1 protein-coding gene is annotated in these 391 nt (G+C 44.5%); it reads right to left on the bottom strand.

Annotated features, from left to right (window positions below; translation table 11 throughout):
* On the bottom strand, window positions 1-391 hold a 391-nt coding region (locus tag NR126_RS29170), incomplete at both ends, for a hypothetical protein (protein WP_256832502.1).

Below are 391 nucleotides of genomic sequence, written 5' to 3'. Positions count from 1 at the left end.
CGTGGCCGTTTTCTCTTTTCTCTTTTCTTCTCCTCTTCCTCTCTTCCCTTCTTTTCCTCCCCTCTTTTTTTCCTTTTTTCCCTCCCTTTTCCTTTCCTTTTCTCTCTTTTCTTCCTCTCTCCCCTCTTCCCTCCTCTCCTCTTTAAACTATCCTCAATATTATATCTCACTTTAACCTTTATTTCCCTTAATTTCCTTCTCCTCCTCCTCCTTTTCTCTTTTTTTTTTTTCCTCTCTTTTCTTCTTTTCTCTCCCCCCTCCTCCTTTCCCTTTCTTCTTTCCCCTCTCCCCCCCCCTCCCTTTTCCTCCTCTCCCTCTCCTCCTCTTTCTTTTTCTTCCTCCTCCTCCCCCTCCCTCTCTTCCTCTCTTCTTTTCTTTCCCTCTTTTCCTT

The sequence above is a fragment of the Pseudomonas sp. Pse1 genome (assembly GCF_024519635.1).
Taxonomy (GTDB): domain Bacteria; phylum Pseudomonadota; class Gammaproteobacteria; order Pseudomonadales; family Pseudomonadaceae; genus Aquipseudomonas.
Note: the sequence above shows the minus strand (reverse complement) of the source record. Positions and strands in the feature narration are given on the sequence as shown.